Source organism: Bacillus cereus group sp. MYBK108-1 (assembly GCF_051917185.1).
Classification (GTDB): Bacteria; Bacillota; Bacilli; order Bacillales; family Bacillaceae_G; genus Bacillus_A; species Bacillus_A cereus.
Map to the genome: position 1 here is coordinate 37,498 of NZ_JBQAHZ010000004.1, position 21,590 is coordinate 59,087.

The window sequence follows — 21,590 nt, forward strand, 5'->3', positions numbered from 1 at the left end:
ATTTTTGCTACTAAGGCGCCGGTATTTAAAATGGGAAAAGAACTGAAAGAAGCAGTGACATAATTATATAGTGGAAGAGGACCTGATGTTCATATCAGGTCCTCTTTCATTAGTAACACGGTATATTGCTTATTGTATTGGTTTAACTAAACTACTGATTTTTCAAATACTACAATCTTAAGCTCGTCAACTTCTCTATTTTGGGGTGTTTTAGAAGAAAATGAATCAAAATAATCATTTTTATGAACAAATACAAGAGATGAGATCCGTTTGCAATTTCTCATAAACATTACAAGTTTAGATTATCTTTTAATACCAACATTAAAAGGCTCCAACTATATTTATTCGCTTCATTTTAATTTAGTATTTTTCTACAAGTTATAAATCTAATTGCCAAGCTTATACGCAATATCATAATCATGAATAGTTAGGGAAAAGATAAAATAAGGTAATCAATTACATATCTTTATTTCATGCTTTTTTGAAAGGGTGTTTTTAATGGAAAAAAAAGTATCTGCCATTCCTCAGCCGAAAACATATGGACCGCTGGGTAATCTCCCATTAATCGATAAAGATAAACCGACCCTATCCTTTATCAAGATAGCGGAAGAGTATGGTCCCATTTTTCAAATTCAAACTTTAAGTGATACCATCATTGTCGTTTCTGGACATGAATTGGTAGCAGAAGTTTGTGACGAAACACGGTTCGATAAAAGTATAGAGGGTGCTTTAGCAAAAGTTCGTGCCTTTGCTGGGGACGGATTATTTACTAGCGAGACTCACGAGCCTAACTGGAAAAAAGCTCATAATATTTTGATGCCTACATTTAGCCAACGGGCAATGAAAGATTACCATGCCATGATGGTCGATCTTGCTGTACAACTCGTTCAAAAATGGGCACGGCTTAATCCGAATGAAAACGTAGATGTTCCGGAGGATATGACTCGTCTTACGTTAGATACAATTGGTCTATGTGGTTTTAATTACCGATTTAATAGCTTTTATCGTGAGACCCCTCATCCTTTTATCACTAGTATGACCCGTGCTCTAGATGAGGCAATGCACCAATTGCAGCGGCTGGATATAGAAGACAAACTCATGTGGAGAACGAAACGTCAATTTCAGCATGATATCCAATCTATGTTTTCTTTAGTAGATAATATTATTGCTGAACGTAAAAGTAGTGGAGATCAGGAAGAAAATGATTTACTTTCCCGTATGTTAAATGTGCAGGATCCGGAAACTGGTGAAAAATTAGATGATGAAAACATTCGTTTCCAAATTATTACCTTTTTAATAGCTGGTCATGAGACAACAAGTGGATTGTTATCTTTTGCAATTTACTTTTTATTAAAGAATCCGGATAAATTGAAAAAAGCCTATGAAGAAGTAGACCGTGTTTTGACAGATCCTACTCCAACATATCAACAAGTTATGAAACTGAAGTATATACGGATGATTTTAAATGAATCGCTACGTCTATGGCCTACCGCTCCAGCATTCAGTCTCTATGCAAAAGAAGATACAGTGATTGGTGGGAAATACCCAATTAAGAAAGGAGAAGATCGTATTTCTGTTCTTATTCCACAGCTGCATAGGGATAAAGATGCATGGGGAGACAATGTGGAAGAATTCCAACCTGAACGATTTGAAGAGCATGATAAGGTTCCTCATCATGCTTATAAGCCATTTGGAAATGGCCAGAGAGCATGTATCGGTATGCAATTTGCACTTCATGAAGCCACTCTTGTAATGGGAATGCTTCTTCAACATTTTGAATTAATCGATTATCAAAACTATCAGCTGGACGTAAAACAAACATTAACGCTAAAGCCCGGTGATTTTAAGATTAGGATTCTACCCCGAAAACAAACTATTAGTCATCCTACTGTTCTTACAACTACAGAGGACAAGCTTAAAAACGATGAAATTAAGCAGCACGTTCAGAAGCCACCTTCTATTATTGGGGCCGATAATCTTTCACTTCTTGTTCTGTACGGCTCGGATACAGGTGTAGCAGAAGGTATTGCAAGAGAATTAGCAGATACAGCTAGTTTAGAAGGGGTTCAAACGGAAGTGGTAGCTCTTAACGATCGAATTGGAAGTTTGCCAAAAGAAGGAGCGGTACTTATTGTGACTTCTTCTTATAATGGAAAACCGCCAAGTAATGCAGGGCAGTTTGTGCAATGGTTGGAGGAACTAAAACCAGATGAGCTAAAAGGTGTTCAATACGCAGTTTTTGGTTGTGGAGATCATAATTGGGCTAGTACCTATCAACGGATTCCAAGATACATTGATGAGCAGATGGCTCAAAAAGGAGCAACAAGATTTTCTAAACGCGGAGAAGCAGATGCAAGTGGTGATTTCGAGGAACAGCTTGAGCAATGGAAACAAAACATGTGGTCTGATGCGATGAAGGCATTTGGATTGGAGCTCAACAAAAATATGGAAAAAGAGCGCAGTACTTTGAGTCTACAATTTGTTAGTCGTCTTGGAGGGTCTCCTCTTGCACGAACATATGAAGCAGTTTATGCATCTATACTAGAAAATCGTGAACTCCAATCACCCAGCAGTGATAGAAGTACACGACATATCGAGGTATCTTTGCCAGAAGGCGCTACATATAAAGAAGGAGACCACCTTGGAGTGTTGCCAGTTAATAGCGAGAAAAATATCAACCGAATTTTAAAACGTTTTGGATTAAATGGGAAGGATCAAGTTATACTGAGTGCAAGTGGACGAAGTATAAATCACATACCTTTAGACAGTCCTGTTAGTTTATTGGACCTTCTTAGTTATAGTGTTGAAGTTCAAGAAGCTGCCACTCGAGCACAAATACGAGAAATGGTAACATTCACAGCATGTCCTCCTCATAAAAAAGAATTGGAAGCATTATTAGAAGAAGGAGTTTACCATGAACAAATATTAAAGAAACGGATTTCAATGTTGGACCTTCTTGAAAAGTATGAGGCTTGTGAAATCCGATTTGAACGCTTTTTAGAACTTCTTCCTGCACTCAAACCGCGTTACTATTCTATTTCAAGCTCTCCACTCGTTGCACAGAATCGTCTGAGCATTACGGTCGGTGTTGTTAATGCGCCTGCATGGAGTGGGGAAGGGACATATGAAGGAGTCGCTTCTAATTACTTAGCTCAGCGTCATAATAAAGATGAGATTATCTGTTTCATTCGAACGCCACAATCAAACTTTGAATTACCTAAAGATCCAGAAACACCAATTATTATGGTTGGGCCAGGTACTGGAATTGCACCATTCCGTGGATTCTTGCAAGCGCGTCGTGTTCAAAAGCAAAAAGGTATGAACTTAGGACAAGCGCATCTATATTTTGGTTGTCGTCATCCTGAAAAAGATTATCTCTATCGTACAGAATTAGAAAATGATGAAAGAGATGGATTAATCTCTTTACACACAGCTTTTTCTCGTCTAGAGGGACATCCAAAAACATATGTACAGCATTTAATAAAACAAGATAGAATCAATTTAATTTCGTTATTAGATAATGGAGCTCATCTTTATATATGTGGTGATGGAAGTAAAATGGCTCCGGATGTAGAAGATACCCTTTGTCAAGCATATCAAGAAATTCATGAAGTCAGTGAACAAGAAGCAAGAAATTGGTTGGATCGTGTGCAAGATGAAGGGCGATATGGAAAAGATGTTTGGGCTGGTATATGAATGTTTCTTAATTAGTTACGTATTAACTAATGAATTTCTTTCGAATAAATTTCACTTTATTAGTATAGTGTATTTAGATGAATAGTGATTAACCGGACTATTTAGTATCTACTAAATAAAAAACAGGACCTGATATTTATCTATCAGGTCCTGTTTCACATAGACATTATACATGGATATTTTCCACACATTATCAATGTTTGTAATGTAGTTAGTCTTGTGGGTCAGCAATAAAATCAGATATTATTTTTTCGATATCGAAAGGAGTAATCCCTTTATCCAAAGAAAAAATGCTTTCTGCTTCTTCGATTTCTTGAACGAGTTCACCTCTAGCTTCAATATGTAATCGGAACAAGTCATATAAATTCGGTTTAACTAAATTAGTTAAAGCCTTTCCAACTAGTATCATACCTTTTTGATTAGCCTCGATGGTATTATCATAAGTTAGATCTCTTGTAAGAGACAAATCTGTCCAAATCAATTTTCGTTCCTTTAAGTCTAAAATAACTGGAATAGAGATTTGGGTGTCGGCAGTAATATCCACTTTATCTTGAACAGTAGAAGGTTCAAATATTTCACCTGAACCAGGATATTGACGAACCATCCAACCAGTAAAGCATTCTGGTAAATCTTTATATGGTTGGTCTGTGTAAGAAAGCAAAGTCATAACTACATAGCGTCCACCATATTTCAGCACAGACGGAATATCGAAATCAATGAATTCAGATGCTCCCTTTGGTGCAGAAGTAATATCTCCGCTATGGTAGGCTTTGAAATTTTTTGAACGTAAGTTCGTGAAGGATACATGTTCTTTGTATTGCCAATCTTCGTCGTACATTGCAGCAGACAAATCAATGTCAACACGTCCTGTATGTTGTCCATTCACATAGCCTTCTTTCCACCATAGGAAAAAACGAATCGTATCTCCTTCTGGCAAATCTACTTTACTTCCTCGAGATAATGTGCGAAGCGCTTTGCTGGCTGAACGTTGAGAGAAGGGAACTAAGTGATTTTTTAACTGTTCATCCAAAAATACTTTTCCGAGACTTGGAAGTTCTGCGAAGCGATTTTTTAAAGTATCTTCACACATTTTTACAATCATTAAACAAATATCCTCTGAGATAAATGGAAGTGTATTTTCAATACCTATAGCTTTTGCTACATTTCCCTTTGGAAAAAAGGTGCGAAATTCATTTTTATCATTTCGATGCTTAAAATGAGCCGTGAGTTGAAGTAATACAGGAGTAGAAACGTCTCCTATTATACTTAGAAACTCTTCGAGAATATTGAAAACATCTGTTGATGTATCACTACATAAACGGATTAAATGATCCAAGCGTCTGGCAAATTCCCCCGGGCGAGTTTTTAAAAGATTTTTCGCTGTCATGATATCACGATTCAACAAAGCTGCTTCTATTTTTCCATTAAATGTTTCAACTTTAATGTTGTTGCGAAGAATCTCAAATGCTCGGTGGGTTTTTGGGAAACGAGTATGATATTCTGCTGGATGAAGAATTTCACCTAAACGAATCCAACGTTTTTTGTATCGAAGCATATCTTCGGTAATGTTTCCGCATTGCTCTAACAATCCTAAAAGGAAGCGTCTTTCTGCTCGGTTAAACTTCTTGAATCGAACGGAGGATGCTAAACTCACATCGCCTTCAGATAAAGCAACTGCAAGGCGAAGAACATCAGTTGCTGTTTTAAAATACTTTGCAGCAGCATCGGCTGATATTTTTCTGTTTATTAATAAAACCCCAATTATAAAAGACATATTTTCCTTATGAGGAATTACATTAGGTAGAAAACAGGAAACATCTTCAGTGTGTGTAATAGCCCATTCTACATCTGTCTTATCAGTTGAGGAAATAGAGCTGTTTGCACGAATCAATTGAGAAATCATTTGATTGAAATCTTCTTCACTTCCTAAGTCAATAACTTTCAAATCAACGCTATCTAAAAGAGGAAGTCGTTCTTCTACTTTTGATACAGGTAGGCGCAACGTCACATAATGAATAACGGCATTGATGTATAAATCAGCGTCACTTAAATCCATCATTTGTTGCGGAAAGTTTGGATACATAGGAGTAAACTGAATATGTGCACCAACCATTTCTTTTAAATGTTTTACCAACTCTTTGTAAAACGATGTGAATGCACCAACCGAAAGTGTTTGCAACTCTTCTATTAAAGGCTCAGAAAAAGTAAATCCTAAACTTTCCAAGTTTTTTAAAGCAGTGGCTAAATACATGTTCGGTAGTTTATTTTCTTCTCTTTTTATAATTACTTTCAAACTTCTTCTTATATAAATAGAATTTTTCATGAGAACGCCGATTATTCACTCCTTATAAAAGAGGGGGAATAGTCCGACTGTCCTCCTTTCAGTGGTAGATTTTTATTTTTACATGCATAAACACACTAATTGTAGAGAAATGCACTGAGGGTATAAAGCTATTTTTTAGTGAAAAATTAGGGGTATAACATTTAGTTGTTAAGTGGTAATTTGTTAATTAAGAAAAGAAAACCTCTACATCAATGGTTGATAAACTAAAGTTTATTCAATCCCAAAGAAGAAAGAGGTTTTATAGTCTAATTATTTTCATAGGAAATTGACAACTCTAAAACAATTTGAAAATTCTACAAAGAAGGAAGAATTGTCATAGCCTATGTGTTTAGCAGGAAAGTAACATCCCTATTTCGCCAAAGAAGTTAGAAGGAAGGAACGTCATAGCCTGCTTTATTAGTATATTCTCTTGCGGAGAGCAATTCAAGTATACTGCCTGATTTTTTATATTTTTCTTAAAGGGGAATTTTCATGTTTATCAATTAAATATGTTGAAGTATCCAAATATGAATACAAACTGTTATTCATGAGAATTTAGTTCGTTTGCAGCGTTTTGGGAGGAACTTATTCTGTTAGATTGATAGATATAAGGAAGCAACACTTTTGAATGATTTATTACTTGTAAGTGACTGTTCAATGCATCGTACTATTAAAAAATCTAAATTAAATCATTAAATTGCGATAAAATGTGGTCGGAAATAATGAAATTTTAGGAAAAATAAGGTACACTAGTCTATGATTTTAGTTGAAAATCGTTTGACGTTAATGCATACGGGGGAAAGATTGATGAACAACAATACAACAAATGAATCAGTTGAAGAAATTGATCAAAAACGAGTAAGATCAAACAAACGTTATACAAATTGGAAGTTTATCGCAGCGGGTATTGGTGTAATTGCACTTCTTATTGGGGGAATGAGTTATTATCAGGCAACTCACTTCAATTCGAATGTTACAATTAATGACACAAAAGTTGGTGGTCTGAGCGCTGATCAGGCAATACAGAAATTAAAGACATCTGGACTAGCAAACAAAGTCTATGTTGATCAACAACAAATTTTAGATGAAAAAGATACAAAAACGGAACTTACGGAAAAAGATTTGCCTCAAGTTAAGAAACTATTAAAAAGTCAGTGGACATTTTTCCCTTCCTCAAAGGGAGAAAATTATTCATTGCTACCAGAGAAGGCAGATCAGTATCGTAGTGAAACGATGAAAAAGCTTGTAGAAGAAAAGCTCATCTCTATGAATGAGAAATTAAAAGCGCCTCAAGATGCTATGGCGAAGCTAGAACAAGGGAAAATTGTTATTTCGAAAAGTGTTGAAGGAAAACAGTATGATGTTACTAGTCTACTGAAAGATTACGATAAGCAAAAATATAAAAGCGAAATTCATCTGAAGTCTGCATACATAAAACCTATTAAAGAAGACGACCCGATTGTCAAAAAAGAGGAGAAAGCACTACAGAATCTTCTTGGGCAGTCTGTTGAGTATAAAGTGCAGGATGAAGTTTATCCTTTAAAAGCGAAAGATTTAATTCAAAATGCCTCTATGTCAAAGGATATGAAAGTTACAATTGATGCGAGTGACATTAAGAAGAAAATTACTGAAATTAATAATGCCAAATCAACATTAAATAAAGATTTCTCATTTAAAACTCATTCCGGTTCAGTCATATCAGTAAAAGGACAAGGATACGGCTGGGCACTAGATGTTGAAAAAGAAACTAAACAAGTTCAACAAGCCTTTGAGAAAGGCGAAAAGTCGCTTTCTGCTTCTAATATTCACGGAAATGGTTGGGAGAAGGAAGGTATCGGTTATAAAACAACATCGAATAATGGCATCGGAGACACTTATGCAGAAGTTTCAATTGCAGAGCAACAAATTTGGATTTACAAAGATGGAAAATTAGTTGTTACAACAAATGTAGTAACTGGTAAACATAGTACTGGTGAAGATACATCACCAGGTGTGTGGTACGTCCTATATAAACGAACACCATATACGCTAAGAGGTAACGCAGTAGGAAAAGCTGATTATGCAGTTAAAGTAGATTACTGGGTTCCATTCACAAATAGCGGTCAAGGATTCCACGATGCCGGCTGGCGAAAAGACTGGGGAAATAATGCTTATTTAACAGGAGGATCAGGTGGGTGTGTGAACCTTCTTCCTAATGTTGCAAAAACTGTCTATGATAGTTTGAACACGTATGATCCAGTAATTGTGTACTAAAAAATAGCTACGTATCTAGAAATAAACAAAGCAGAAAATCTTACCTGATGGTATATGAAAAAACACCTCTTGCATTCGCATACTAAGTGTGCAAATGTAATGGAGGTGTTTTTGTTTGAATACAAAAGTGTATTGCTTATAAGAAACAAAGTAGAAAGAGATTAAGAATAAGTATTCAAATAGTTAATAAAATTGACAATGAATATCATTTTCACTTAATATAGAATCGTTGCATTTAATTAGACATGAATTTTTTGTTAATATAATAGATTTCTATTAAGTTTTCACATTTAAGAACTATCATTAAATCTTTTAAGAATTTAAACGCAGGAAAGGGTAATATAAAATGAACTGGAAAAAAGGCGGATTATGGGTTATTATTTTTTTCGTTGTAAAAGGCACGATTTCTACACTTTTAATCGTTACAGGTGCTAAATATTTTGATTTATCATTTATGCAACTTATCTTATTAATTCTGACCTTATTAGTGATTTCTCTAATAAGTCGAAAGTTACTGTATAGACATAAACAAAACAAAAAGCAAAAAGAGCTAAATATATAATGAAGCCCCAGAGACCATTGGATTTCTGGGGTTTTATTTCGATAGTTTTTTCGCATGTATATTAATTTAACAGAATAGGTTGTCCAAAATGATAAAATCGATGATGTTTAAAATGCGTCAGTTATTTTTACATAAGGATTGTAGAGAGCCTTTGAATCAATCTTTATTCTGAAGCGACAGACACGTATAAATTATGCTCTTTTTTCAATTGGTAGTTTAAATGTAAAAGTACTGCCTTCTCCTAATTTACTTTCAACCGTAATTTCTCCTCCATGTAGTTCGACAATCCATTTTACCATCGACAATCCTAAACCTGTGTTTCCGATGTTTGAAGATGTGCGTGCTGCATCAACTCGATAGAAGCGGTCCCATATTTTAGTAATATGTTGCTCGCTGATGCCGATGCCATTATCGGAGACTTTACCTATTATGTTGGTTTCATCACGGAATAGTTGCATATTCACAGTTCCACTCGCTTTGCTATAAGCAATCGCATTCGTTAGTAAATTCATTAATAAACGCATCATCAATGTTTGATCGGCTTTAATAAATAGGTCTTCCTCTATATTAGTTGTTATTTCAATCGAATTTTCTTGAACCATTAATGAAAGTTCTTCTACAACGATTTCCGTTAATTCACTCATATTGATACATTCAAATTGGAAAGTATTATGATTTCCTTGGTCAGCTCTTGCTAACAATAAGAGTTGTGAGATTAGAGCGGACATTTTACGTGATTGCTTTAAAATTACTTCTAACGATTCTTCCATTTCTTTCGGGTTATTCCTCTGCGATAATGCGTATTCGCATTGTGAAATAATAACAGATGTTGGTGTTCTTAATTCATGAGATGCGTCAGATGTAAATTGTTTTTCACTTTCGAATGATGTCTCCAATCGCTCAAACATTTTGTCAAAGGTTTGTGCTAAATGATACATTTCGTCTTTCGGTGAACCTTGTAAATTAATTCTCTTCGAAAGGTCTTTACCATCACCAATTTTACTGGCTGAATCACTCATTTGTTGCACAGGTCGAAACGCCCTTTGCGTAATAAAATATCCTCCGAATGCCGCAATAAGAATAAGTAATGGGAATGAGATGATTGTTACCACGATAAGCGTATTCATCGTTGAGGATAATTGGTTCATAGTCATTATTCCACGAACCCAGACTTGCTCATCGCCGCCTGCATTATGGAGAAAATCATATACTATCCATTCTTTATTGCCGTCTTTAATGGTTTGTATTTCATCGGATTTAAGCGATATCTTTTTATTAAAGCTTGTTGGACTATGTCCTACCAACAGCTCACCTTGTTTACTATAAATGCTTATATTTACTCCATCTTCTAAGGTTTCAAAATCATCGTCAATCTTTAACTGCCCATGCTTATATTCGATATCTTCCATGCTTTCTTTTACTGTGTTCTTCAATTGATCTTTCATATTAAAAAGCAAAACTTTATCTGAAGAAGTTAAAATAAAAGCTAACACGAGTGCCATAATAATTACAATTAGCCCCGTATACCACAGAGTTACTCTCATTTTTATTGATAGTCTTTTCATGATTCTACTCGCAATACGTAACCAGTTCCTCGTACTGTATGAATTAACTTCGTTTCAAACTGGCTATCAATTTTTTTACGAAGATAGCGGACGTAAACATCAATAATATTCGATCCGCCGTCATAGTCGTAATTCCACACATGTTGCTCAATTTTATCTCGTGTCAGCACAACTTCTTTATTACGAATCATATATTCTAAAATAGCAAATTCTTTACTGGAAAGAGTGATAACTTGGTCTCCTCTTGTTACTTTATGCATATTGCAATCTACCACTAGGTCAGCGATTTCAAACACATTAGATGTATTTCCTGTTTTTCTTCGCATTAACACTCGAATTCTTGCTAACAGTTCATCAAAAGCAAACGGCTTTACTAAATAATCATCTGCACCTAAGTCGAGTCCTGTTACACGATCATCAATTGTATCTTTAGCTGTAAGAAGCAAGACAGGAGTTGTATTATTGTCCGCGCGTAATCTTTGTAATACGCGTAAACCATCTATTCCGGGAATCATAATGTCAAGGACAATCAAATCGTAGGTAGCCATGTTTATATAATCCAGGGCATCTTCTCCATTCCCACATGCATCGACACTATAATGTTCTGCATTTAATCGTTTCACCAATATATTTTGTAAGTCTTGTTCATCTTCGACGATAAGAACTCGCATTAACATTCTCCTTTTCTTCTTATTAATATGTATCACTATAATTCCAAAACATTAAAGAAAGATTAGAAACTAGTTAATTATATCATTTTATCCCGCATTAACGGGCAGTAAGACTCCTCCCTCAAAATTCGGTGAATGCGAGGGAGGGAGGTAGGGATTAACTGCCTGTAAAAGCCTTCACTTTATTTTTTTGTACATTAATCTTCCTTTAATGTTTGTTCAGTAATATAAAGGCAAGGATAAGGTGCACATGTAAAGGGAGGAAAACAGAATGGGAAAATGGATGCTGATTGGAGCAATGTCCTGTTTATTCTTAACAGCTTGTTCTACTCAAGTTGATAACAATACAGAAGTACAACAACTGAAAGTGGAAAATGATAAATTACAAAAAGAAGTCGCTCAACTACAACAAGAACCAAACAAAACACAAGCTGCTACAAATGATACGAAGCAAACACAAGATTTCAAAAACGAAGTCACATCTATTGTAGAAAAGGCAAATAAAACGAAACCAGTTGGAGCAAAAGAAGAAAACTTAAATACGTACTTAGCAGCAAAAAAAGAAATTGACCAATTGGATGACAAGATAGATCTATCTGATAATCAGCTAGAAGCAGATTATCACGCTGGAACGATAACTGTTGAACAATATCAAACGCAAGAAAAAGAACACGATATACTGGAAGATCAATTAGAACAAGCAGAAAATGCACTTGAAGCAAGATTTGGAATAGAGGATTAATCATTAAGGAGTGGATGGAAATGTTAAAACATAAAAAGAAAATAATGATAAGTGTAATTGCTATTTTAGTAAGTGGTATTGCTATTATTAGTGGATATTATGGCATGGGTTACAATTATGCAAAAAAGAATGAAAACTACACAGAGAAACAAGTTCGTGAAATTTCTTTAGCTCATACAAATGGAGAAATTATTAATGTGAAAAAAGAATTCGAATTAGAAGATGACAACTTAGCACAATCAAAATTTGAATATGAAGTGGAAATCAAGACACCTGATAATCTGTTAAATATTTTAAAAGTTAGTGCTAGAACAGGTACAATAGAACTCAATAATGAAGATTAAATAAATATCGCGTATTTGAAAAAACTCCGAACAAAATTTGTTTGGAGTTTTTTCATGTTTATACTTTACTATTTTAAAATGTGGAAAATCTTCATACTTCTACAATCTATATAAATGGCTCAAGCTTCACATCTTATGAATTCCTTGAAGCGCTAAACCTAAGCAAAATAATGAACTATCCTATAGAAGAAAGTTGAGGGAGCTAATCGCATATGTTTTATTGAAAGGATGTGATTGAATTATGGAACGGCCAAATTGGGGAATTGGAGGATTAGTATTCGTTGGCTGTATGTTTCTTGGTGGAGGAGTGGGATCTATGTTAGGTAATGCCCAAACTGGATGGCTAATAGGAATGGGCATTGGATTTCTTGGGATGGCTTTAACGAGACTGTTCAGAAAATAATGTAACTGAGATTCTTCTTCTGGTAAATAAGGAAATATGTAAGTAATTCATGGCATAAGAGTTCTATAAATTATAGTTAGAATCTTCTCTTTTCTAAATTTCTCCATACATAGATATGATTCTCAAATCGGAGAATGGCACCTTAAGGTGTCTTTTTTATGCTCTTTAAAAATGTCTTAACATATATAGCCGAGTTAATTTAAATAATCAAGAATAATTGAGCTAATAGCTCTCGGTAGATTGCCATCATTTTTTTAATAGATTAGATTCATTACCGTTTCAGACCTATGTATTCATTCATAACCTAACAGTAAAAGGGGGGATGATTAAAGGTATGGCGTTTAATGATGAATTAATTTGTCAACAGTTTGCAAGAATCATAGGTGGACAAGAAGGATTCGCCGGTGGGAAATGCGTGGCAACAATAAACAGGGATGAAATACGAGCAACAATCTTGGGGAAACGTTTTAGAGTAACCACTTCTTTTTCATTCGAATCACGAGACAATAAAACTGGACGGGCATTATGCCTAGGCCGAGTAGCACTCTTACAAAAAGAAGTCACTGAATTTGTGGCGACAATTATTAAACAAGGAATAATCGTTTCGTCTATACACAATGAGTGGTTATGTGATGATCCAAATTTGATTTACGTTAATATCGAAGACGTTGATGATCCACTAAATTTTGCAAGAAAAGTGAGAAGAGCGTTATGCACGTAATCAATTTCTTTAGTTAAACGAGTGATTATATTAAATTGAAAAGTTCAGCGTGTTGGATGGTTTTATAAAACGAAAGAAGGTGTTTCATATTTGGAATGCCTTTTCTTTATGTTTTCGTTACTAATGTGGGTGGTTAACTGATTATATGCTGTTTATCTTGTAACAGCAAGAACTGGACGAGGTATCTTTAAAGGTGTTTGACTATTTATCGATACCATATTTTATCAAATGTTATTAGAATATCATAAAACGATAAGGGAGAAATCGTCAGAGAGATACGTCAAATTAGTCATTCCTTCTATAATCTAAGGAGGCGATTTTGTTTTTGCAAAATAATAGGTAAATCATTTGACAATTAAAATAATCTACTTTAATATATGTGCCATAGCATATATGTGGTGAAACAAATACATTCATTGTGAATGATTGACTGGTATGCTGTATCCTTTTATATCTTAATTTATAGAGGTGATATATGAACTTACATGATTTAATAGGCTATCTTGTTCATCGTACTGATGTGAAAATGACCAATTATTTTACGAAGAAATTAAAGCCTTATGGAGTTACGCCAGAGCAGTGGGGGATCATTAGTGTTCTTTGTAGCCAAAGGAGCACTACTCAAAAAGAGTTGGCGGAAGCTATTGATAAAGATCAAACTACTGTTGTTAGAATGATACAGTCAATGGAGAGAAAAGGGATTGTAAAGAAGGCTTTGAATGACCAAGATAGGCGTTCACATAACCTTTTTTTAACTGAAAAAGGTGACGAATTAAAGAAAACAATCTTGCCTGTAGTGAAAGACGCTCACCATTTTGTTACGAGTAATTTGAGCGAGGAAGAAATTAAAGTATTACAATCGTTATTAAACAAATTGTATGATACACACTATTAATATTTGTTCCTTATTGATGCTATGCTATTCATAAGGAACAAACTTTGTTTTAGATATTATATGTGCTATAGCATGTAATTTTGTTTGGACGAATGGGAAGATAACTTTATTTTGTATCATATCTGATTCAGGTTCATTTTTTTGCTTAGTGCCAGTCAAATTTTCAAATTATATATGCTATAGCATATATAATTTTTGGCCCTTTAATATTGAGAAGGGTAATGTAAATGGAAGTGACTTCCATACGGGGAATCTCAGGAAATAGGGTAAAGGTAGTGACTACTACCTGAACAATACTGAGTTTTTATCAAATAATAAGAAAGGTGTGATTACTATTTTAATTTTCATCAATATTGTAAAAGTAGTGTTGTTTCTGTTCTTTTTAATGACAGGAACGAAAATTATATCGGGGAAAATGGCAGATGAATTCAAACGATTTGGTTTACCTTCGTTTTTTAATTTCTTAACTGGAGCTTTTGAGATTGTAGGAGCGATTGGAATGTTGATAGGAATTTGGATTCCAACAGTAGCTTTATGGGCAGGATTGTTATTAGGCGGTACGATGCTTGCAGCCGCATTAACTCTAATTGTATTAGCGAGAGATCCTTTTAAGAAAGCAATACCTGCGCTTGTTTTGTTTGTCCTTAGTTTAGGGGCAAGTTTGTATCATATTTTTTAAACATAACTGAAAACTATTAAACTTTCACTTTATGCGTTCAAGTTACTATCGTTTTGTGATTATGTTACAAATAGGGGGATTCTCCAATTAGTGCTTGAATAATAATAGCAATACGAATTTAGACATTACGATCATTCGGATCATAATCAGTAAAAGAATGGCAAGAATTTTATATTAAAAATAGGAGTGAGTGAAAATGGCATATTTATTACAAGTTGATTTTCCGTTTGAAGGTCCTTTTGGTGAAGAAATGGAAAAAGGATTTTGGGATTTAGCAAATAGTATTAACGAAGAAGAAGGATTCCACTGGAAAATATGGACTGAGAATGAAGAAACAAAAGAAGCTGGAGGCATTTATGTATTTGAAGAAAAACAAGATGCTGAAAAATACGCGGAAATGCACAAGAACAGACTTGAAACAGCTGGTGTTAAAGATATTAGAGTAAGAATTTTTAACATCAATGAAAAGTTAACTAAGTTGAATCGTGGTTTTATTAAATAATTCCGACAGTCGGAGCAAGCGTAAAAAGGAGGGGGATAATCCCCTCTTTTTTAATTCTTAAATTGATGGTGAGGGGGCTCGTATAAAAAATAAACCTAGTGCTATCATGAGACATTTTTTATTTGAACGATCTACAAGACTTCTTGACCAAATATTAGTAAACAATGTTGATAAAGCCCTAATAATATATAAACCAGAGACAGTAATTGCTGATTCTGTTATGTTAAGAACGATTAGGTTTAGAGCAATAATGTAGATTTTCGTTTTACTTTTATCTCAGCAAGTATAACACCGCTTAGAATAAGTAATGCTCCAATATACCCTTTGAGTGACAATACTTCGTTCATGAACAGGTATGCAAATAGTGCAGAAAATACAGGTTCTAATGAAAAAATGAGTCCTGTATGTGTCGGTGTTGTGTATTTCTGTGCCATCGCCTGAATGATGTAGGCAAAAGCACTGCAGAATATACTTAATACCAGTACAGCGATCCAACTTTCTTTAGTGGATGGAAGTTGCGGCTCTTCGAAAATCAGGGCAGAGAGTACGCCAAACCCTCCTGCAAATCCCAACTGAAGAATTCCAAGCTGCAATGTATTGGCCACTTTAGCCGCCCTTCCGGTGACAATAATATGAAAAGCATAAAAGAGAGCAGCGAGTATACAGAGTAAATCTCCAGAATTAAGTGTTAATTGATTATTCAAAGTCAGTAAACCAATTCCAGTCATTGCAACAAGGGAACTAATGATTAGTCTGTAGCTCAGTCGATCCTTAAACAGAACGATAGATAATAAAGGGATAAAGATTACGGTCAAACTGGCTAGAAAACCAGCATTTGAAGCTGATGTCGTTTTTAAACCTAAGATGACTGAAGCAGATACAAAGAAAAGTAAAAATCCTAGAATAAAGCCGTATTTTAAGGTGACAAAATGAATTGAATGAAATTGTTTAAAAAAAACAGCAGCACAAACCAAAAAAGCAATACCAAAGCGTAATGCAACAAGAGAAAATGAAGGGACAGTTTCCAATCCGATTTTCATAAAAAGGTAGGAAGTACCCCAGGTCATTGTAACAAGTAAGATCATAAGATTAGCCTTTATTGGTTTCATTTTTAGTTCTCCTTTAAAATTTTTATGTACTTAGTTTAATTGTGATTCAAGTATTAGTAAAACGAATATATGTAATGTTATACTTGAACAAAATTCATACATGAGAAAGTAGGAGAATCGATGAGTCTGACTAAGTTAGAAATCTTTCTGAAGACGGTTGAAATGGGGAACTTATCAAGAGCGGCCGAAGCACTGAATGTGACTCAGTCAGGTGTCAGCCATGCGATTAGAAGTCTTGAATTGGAGTATGGTTTTCAACTGTTATCCCGGAATAAAACGGGCGTTCGATTAACAGAAAATGGTGAGCGTGTTTTAACGCATGTTCGTGAAGTAGTAAATCATAATGAGCGATTGAAGCAAACTGTTGCAGAGATTAATGGGATAGTGGCAGGAACCTTGCGCATCGGAACCTTTACAAGCGTTTCTATTCACTGGTTGCCTGCAATCATTCATCGATTTCACTTGGAATACCCTCGAATTGAAATCAAATTAATGGAAGGTGATTATGGAATGATTGAAACGTGGATTCAACAAGGGGTGATTGACTTAGGTTTTATGTCACTACCGTCGTCGGGCCATCTAGAATCTATTCCACTAAGAAAAGATCGAATGCTATGTGTCCTTCCTAAAAATCACTCATTAAGTAAACAATCTATAATTCAGTACGATCAGCTCAAGAAAGAGCCTTTTATTATGCCTGCTTCTTCATGTGGTTACGATGTTAGGAAAGTATTAGAAGCTGCTAGGGTTCATCTCGATATCCAATTTGAAACCGGTGATGATCATGCGATTGTCGCGATGGTGGAGAACGGGCTTGGAATCAGTGTCATGTCTGAACTCGCATTACAAGGACAATGCGAAAATGTTACGGTTGTGGAATTGGAAGACAAACCTAAACGATCGCTTGGGTTGTCACTTACTTCAATTAAACACGCATTACCAGCGACAAAACGTTTTATCGAACATACCCAAAAATGGCTGGATGGCGATTGAATATATAGGCAAGTAAAAGAAAATTAACATTTTATGATATTTAGTCCATATAGTGGTACCTTTTCAAAAGAAGAAATAAACGGGGAAAGAAAAAGAGCAACTCACAGAAGATATTCACAAAAGCTCTCCAATTATAAGTATGTAGTTAGTGTATTCATCTTATAACGTATAAAAAGACACTATAGAAAGTGCCTTTTTATACGTTGACATACTATGAAAGAAAATGTAGCGATTAATAATAATTTGTTGGATGCTTCTTGGTTAATCCTAGTATATTAATATAGACAAACGTAAATTAAGTTTTGAATATATATAGATTTTTTATGTTTGTACACATCGTTCGTCAACTTCTTTTCGTTTTGATAATTTGTTATTCTGATTTGTAATAACGATAATTAACTAGTAAGTTAGAATAAAGATTTAATACTTGCTAAGATTGTAAGTACTCCTACAATAATAACAAATACATTGCTCATTTTACCTCTATATTGAGCTAATACCGGTACTTTACGGATCGCATACATTGGTAATAGACATAAGATAGCAGCAACTAATGGACCGCTTAGAGCGTCAATGAGCCCAAGAATACTTGGATTTGCATAAGCAACGTACCAGCATGTTAATACGACAAAAGTAAGAATTACTGTCTTAACTGTTTTTTCTTCTATATCTTTTCCACGTGTTTTACCAAATTTGATAATCATGTCACGCATTACTTCATATGATCCTATATAATGACCAAGGAAAGACTTTGTTATAGCCATAAAAGCAATAATAGGAGCTGCAATCGTAATTACTGGCGAATTAAGTTCATTAGCGAGATAGGATAGGATTGATAAGTTCTGCTCTTTTGCCACTTTTAAATCATCTGGAGTCAAACTCAGTGCGCTGCTCCAAACGAAGAACATAACAACAACGAACGTCATGATATAACAAATCTTTTGTATTTGAGCACATTTAGCATCAGTTGCTTCTATGCCATACGTAGATCTTTGTTTTATCACAAAAGACGAAATCATTGGAGAATGGTTAAATGAAAACACTATGATAGGTAGTATCATCCATATCGTTCCCAAATAACCTGTTCCGGTTGAAGCAGTAGAGACATCTGAAAAACTAAGCATTGATGTGTTCCACTGAGGAATTAGAGATATTGCGATAAATAGTAGAGAAGCTATGAAAGGGTATACTAGCAAGCTCATAATTTTTACAGTGATATCTTGACCAAAATTTAGTATAGCGATAAGACCCAGCACTAAGACAAGCGATAAAATGGCTCTTGAGGGCTCTTTCATATGTAATTGATTCACAATAAAACTACTTGCAGTATTTGTAAGTGCAACTGAATACATCAAGACAATTGTATAAATTGAGACGAAGTATACGATGTTAAAAATAATACTCGCCTTATTTCCGAAATACTCTCTTATTGTACCCGTAATTCCCTCATCGGCAGAATTGGAAGCATATATCATTTTAGCAAGCGCTCTATGTGAGTAATACATAACTGGATAGGCAAGTAATGTAATGAGTAATAATGATAATAAACCACCTGAACCTGCATTAATTGGTAAAAAGAGTACTCCTGCTCCAATTGCTGTCCCAAAAAGGCTCAATGCCCACGTAGTATCTTGCTTATGCCACTTTTTAGGATCCAAATATTTCTCGTTTGTAATCACAGTATTTTCAGATTGCAATTCTATTTTTTTAGCAGTATTCCCATTCATATAATAAATCCTCCTTGTATCCTATTCTTAAGTCTTAGGAATATAAGTCGTTCTGGAAAATGAATCTCCTACAAGTTCCTCAAATCGTGTGTTCTTCTCTAATTGAATCTAAAAACCAATGTTTGTTAACGTTTTCAAAATCTTTTGATTGTAGATGAGTGTATTTAAGTGAATAAGGATTAAAAAATTGTAAGTATGTCCAGAATTCCCCTAAAACTATTGCTTTTAATTCGTGAGACATCTGACTTCCATCCCTTTATATCGCTTCAATAACCTCGTCAACATTGTAGACAGTGCTAAGGCATAGCTAATACGATGTCTTTTGCTACTAAAGAATTTTTAATGAATTTTCTTTTTGATTACACACCTTTCTTTGAGTGATTTTTTCATCTTGTTCAATTTTAGAAAGTTGATATTTTCTAAGGTGCTAATAGGTTATCCCTAGACGTCCCTATTATAGCTTGTATATTTATAAGTTAAATATTTTTGTATTTTAAGAAAAAATGAACAAACAGAATTTTGAATAGGTAATAAATTCAACATTACATGTAGTATTTGTGTCTAATGTTTGAAACTGTATTAGTTAGAGGGAAATCAGCAGTAATACAGGGGTTCTTACATTTTCACATTGTTTATATTGGTAATCTCTTGTTGAGATACCTATATTTCTCTTTTTTGAAATATCTTATTTTTAGCGTGAAAGCTGTTGTAATAAATAATACATATAGATGATAGAAACTTATGTTAGGACATGTATAGGTGAGATGTTGAATATTAAATAGTAAATTTGTATTTAAATTCATTTTTCGGAATAAATAAACTTTTATGTGAAGTCAAATTCCTATCAAATTAATACAACTAAATGTTATTAAAATAAAAAATAATCAATTATAAAAGAGATTTTGAACGTAAGGAATTTGTAAGGAAGAGGTAAGAAAAAAGAGATTTTCATTGTGTAAGATGAAAATGTAAAGAAGAGTGAGAGGAGAAAAATACTATATATTTCTATAAAAAACAAATCAATTAATAAGACTTGTTTGGAGGAAAAGAGACATTACAGATTCAATGTCGTCCTTTTGCAGTGGGTTAAGAAGAAAGCTGTGTGATTAGTTCCAAACAGCAAATAACCATTTATACAATATGAATAGGGGAGAGGATTATTTTGATGAAAAAGCATCGTCAAATTACATGTTCAGGTTTAGCTCTATTAATAACTGGAGGTTCCCTGTTTTATACACCTCTAACCTCAAGTGTAAAAGCGGAGTCCATTCAAAATGTATCTAACTCGTTACAAACAAGCACTCAAAGAGACCGTAATTCCGTCAAAGAGGCAATGCGGGATACATTGAAACTAGGATATCCAGGGATACTTGCTAAAACTTCTGAGGGTGGAAAAACATGGAGTTATGCGGCTGGTGTAGCTGATCTGAGTAACAAGAAAGCAATGAAAACAGATTTTCGTTTTCGGATTGGCAGCGTGACAAAGACGTTCACTGCAACAGTTGTACTTCAATTAGCAGGAGAAAACCGCTTGAATTTAGACGATTCTATTGAAAAATGGTTGCCTGGTGTCATTCAAGGAAATGGATATGATGATAAACAGATTACTATCCGGCAATTATTGAATCACACAAGTGGTATCGCTAATTACACAAGGTCAAAGGATTTTAATATGATGGATACAAAAAAATCTTATACTGCTGAAGGATTAGTAAAGATGGGAATATCCATGCCTCCAGATTTTGCTCCAGGAAAGAGCTGGTCGTATTCAAATACAGGATATGTATTACTAGGAATTCTTATTGAAAAAGTAACTGGGAACAGCTATGCGGAAGAGATTGAAAATCGAATTATTGAACCACTTGAATTAGCGAATACATTCTTACCTGGAAATTCAAGCGTCATTCCAGGAACCAAGCATGCCCGCGGATATATCCAATTAGACGGAGCAAGTGAGACAAAAGATGTTACTTATTATAACCCAAGTATGGGGAGCTCGGCCGGAGATATGATTTCTACAGCTGATGATTTAAACAAATTCTTTTCTTATTTACTTGGGGGCAAGTTATTGAAAGAACAGCAACTAAAGCAAATGCTTACAACAGTCCCTACAGGAGTAGATGAGCTTGGTGATTCCGGGCTTGGAATTTTCAAAATGAAGCTTTCAAACAGTGAATCGATATGGGGGCATGGAGGAACCATTCCTGGCTTTTTAACTTTTGCTGGAGGCACACTTGGAGGCAAGCATACATTGGCAGTCAATTTGAACAGCCTTAAAGCTGATACTCCTGATCCTTTTAAAAATATTTTACTTGCTGAATTTAGCAAGTAGTCTAAAAGTAAAAACGGGTAAAATTTATCATAGTTTCATAGTTACAAAAATGAATGATGAAAACGATCAATTA

17 protein-coding genes and 1 pseudogene are annotated in these 21,590 nt (G+C 34.6%); 12 read left to right on the forward strand and 6 right to left on the reverse strand.

Features of this window, described 5'->3' with window-relative positions:
• Positions 1 to 498: 498 nt before the first annotated feature.
• The gene (gene cypD / locus ACTFSL_RS08535; protein ID WP_135277237.1) at positions 499 to 3,696 is read left to right on the forward strand and encodes a bifunctional P-450/NADPH--P450 reductase; all 3,198 of its coding nucleotides are present in this window, start codon (positions 499 to 501) and stop codon (positions 3,694 to 3,696) included.
• A gap of 211 nt (positions 3,697 to 3,907) precedes the next feature.
• On the opposite strand, the gene ACTFSL_RS08540 is transcribed toward cypD, so the two are convergent.
• Positions 3,908 to 6,019, reverse strand: coding sequence for a TerD family protein (locus ACTFSL_RS08540; protein WP_135277239.1), 2,112 nt, complete (start codon positions 6,017 to 6,019; stop codon positions 3,908 to 3,910).
• Positions 6,020 to 6,826: 807 nt separating this feature from the next.
• Between ACTFSL_RS08540 and ACTFSL_RS08545 the strand changes: the two genes are divergently transcribed.
• Both ACTFSL_RS08545 and ACTFSL_RS08550 read left to right on the forward strand, forming a co-directional pair.
• Entirely contained in the window at positions 6,827 to 8,272 is a 1,446-nt protein-coding gene (locus ACTFSL_RS08545) for a L,D-transpeptidase family protein (RefSeq protein WP_135277241.1), read from the forward strand.
• Between the two features lie 346 nt (positions 8,273 to 8,618).
• Positions 8,619 to 8,834, forward strand: a complete 216-nt coding sequence (locus ACTFSL_RS08550; RefSeq protein WP_001104104.1) for a hypothetical protein — start codon at positions 8,619 to 8,621, stop codon at positions 8,832 to 8,834.
• Positions 8,835 to 9,025: 191 nt separating this feature from the next.
• Here the strand turns inward: ACTFSL_RS08550 and ACTFSL_RS08555 are convergent, their stop codons facing one another.
• Together ACTFSL_RS08555 and ACTFSL_RS08560 are read right to left on the reverse strand one after the other, a co-directional pair.
• Positions 9,026 to 10,399, reverse strand: coding sequence for a sensor histidine kinase (locus ACTFSL_RS08555; RefSeq protein WP_025686867.1), 1,374 nt, complete (start codon positions 10,397 to 10,399; stop codon positions 9,026 to 9,028).
• Positions 10,396 to 11,070, reverse strand: coding sequence for a response regulator transcription factor (locus tag ACTFSL_RS08560; protein ID WP_135277243.1), 675 nt, complete (start codon positions 11,068 to 11,070; stop codon positions 10,396 to 10,398). Before ACTFSL_RS08560 ends, ACTFSL_RS08555 begins: the two co-directional genes overlap by 4 nt.
• Before the next feature lie 271 nt (positions 11,071 to 11,341).
• Between ACTFSL_RS08560 and ACTFSL_RS08565 the strand changes: the two genes are divergently transcribed.
• The 7 genes from ACTFSL_RS08565 to ACTFSL_RS08595 all read left to right on the forward strand — a co-directional run bounded on the left by ACTFSL_RS08565 (position 11,342) and on the right by ACTFSL_RS08595 (position 15,356).
• Positions 11,342 to 11,812, forward strand: a complete 471-nt coding sequence (locus ACTFSL_RS08565; protein WP_440041509.1) for a hypothetical protein — start codon at positions 11,342 to 11,344, stop codon at positions 11,810 to 11,812.
• A 20-nt stretch (positions 11,813 to 11,832) separates the two neighbouring features.
• On the forward strand, positions 11,833 to 12,156 hold the full coding sequence (locus ACTFSL_RS08570; RefSeq protein ID WP_440041510.1) for a PepSY domain-containing protein: 324 nt from the start codon (positions 11,833 to 11,835) through the stop codon (positions 12,154 to 12,156).
• A 241-nt stretch (positions 12,157 to 12,397) separates the two neighbouring features.
• Positions 12,398 to 12,559 (forward strand): hypothetical protein, encoded by a 162-nt coding sequence (locus tag ACTFSL_RS08575; protein WP_000441009.1) that lies wholly within the window; start codon positions 12,398 to 12,400, stop codon positions 12,557 to 12,559.
• 322 nt (positions 12,560 to 12,881) lie between these two features.
• Positions 12,882 to 13,280: a DUF1259 domain-containing protein gene (locus tag ACTFSL_RS08580; protein ID WP_000589730.1), complete on the forward strand. Its 399-nt coding sequence runs from the start codon at positions 12,882 to 12,884 to the stop codon at positions 13,278 to 13,280.
• 475 nt (positions 13,281 to 13,755) lie between these two features.
• Entirely contained in the window at positions 13,756 to 14,175 is a 420-nt protein-coding gene (locus ACTFSL_RS08585) for a MarR family winged helix-turn-helix transcriptional regulator (RefSeq protein WP_001048563.1), read from the forward strand.
• 328 nt (positions 14,176 to 14,503) lie between these two features.
• Positions 14,504 to 14,854, forward strand: a complete 351-nt coding sequence (locus tag ACTFSL_RS08590; RefSeq protein ID WP_440041603.1) for a DoxX family protein — start codon at positions 14,504 to 14,506, stop codon at positions 14,852 to 14,854.
• Between the two features lie 196 nt (positions 14,855 to 15,050).
• A complete protein-coding gene (locus ACTFSL_RS08595; protein WP_098772155.1) occupies positions 15,051 to 15,356 on the forward strand; it encodes a monooxygenase in 306 nt (101 codons plus the stop codon).
• A gap of 87 nt (positions 15,357 to 15,443) precedes the next feature.
• Here ACTFSL_RS08595 and ACTFSL_RS08600 read toward each other — a convergent pair.
• Both ACTFSL_RS08600 and ACTFSL_RS08605 read right to left on the reverse strand, forming a co-directional pair.
• Positions 15,444 to 15,614: pseudogene (locus tag ACTFSL_RS08600) on the reverse strand (MFS transporter); the annotation flags it as partial.
• The gene (locus ACTFSL_RS08605) at positions 15,596 to 16,465 is read right to left on the reverse strand and encodes a DMT family transporter (RefSeq protein WP_098276699.1); all 870 of its coding nucleotides are present in this window, start codon (positions 16,463 to 16,465) and stop codon (positions 15,596 to 15,598) included. The gene ACTFSL_RS08605 and the pseudogene ACTFSL_RS08600, both read right to left, overlap by 19 nt.
• A 120-nt stretch (positions 16,466 to 16,585) precedes the next feature.
• Between ACTFSL_RS08605 and ACTFSL_RS08610 the strand changes: the two genes are divergently transcribed.
• Positions 16,586 to 17,458: a LysR family transcriptional regulator gene (locus ACTFSL_RS08610; protein WP_265939562.1), complete on the forward strand. Its 873-nt coding sequence runs from the start codon at positions 16,586 to 16,588 to the stop codon at positions 17,456 to 17,458.
• A gap of 407 nt (positions 17,459 to 17,865) precedes the next feature.
• On the opposite strand, the gene ACTFSL_RS08615 is transcribed toward ACTFSL_RS08610, so the two are convergent.
• On the reverse strand, positions 17,866 to 19,185 hold the full coding sequence (locus tag ACTFSL_RS08615) for an aromatic amino acid transport family protein (protein ID WP_063547880.1): 1,320 nt from the start codon (positions 19,183 to 19,185) through the stop codon (positions 17,866 to 17,868).
• 1,165 nt (positions 19,186 to 20,350) lie between these two features.
• Here ACTFSL_RS08615 and ACTFSL_RS08620 point away from each other — a divergent pair.
• Complete coding sequence (locus ACTFSL_RS08620) at positions 20,351 to 21,517, forward strand: serine hydrolase domain-containing protein (protein ID WP_088339066.1); 1,167 nt, start codon at positions 20,351 to 20,353, stop codon at positions 21,515 to 21,517.
• The last annotated feature ends 73 nt before the right edge of the window (positions 21,518 to 21,590 follow it).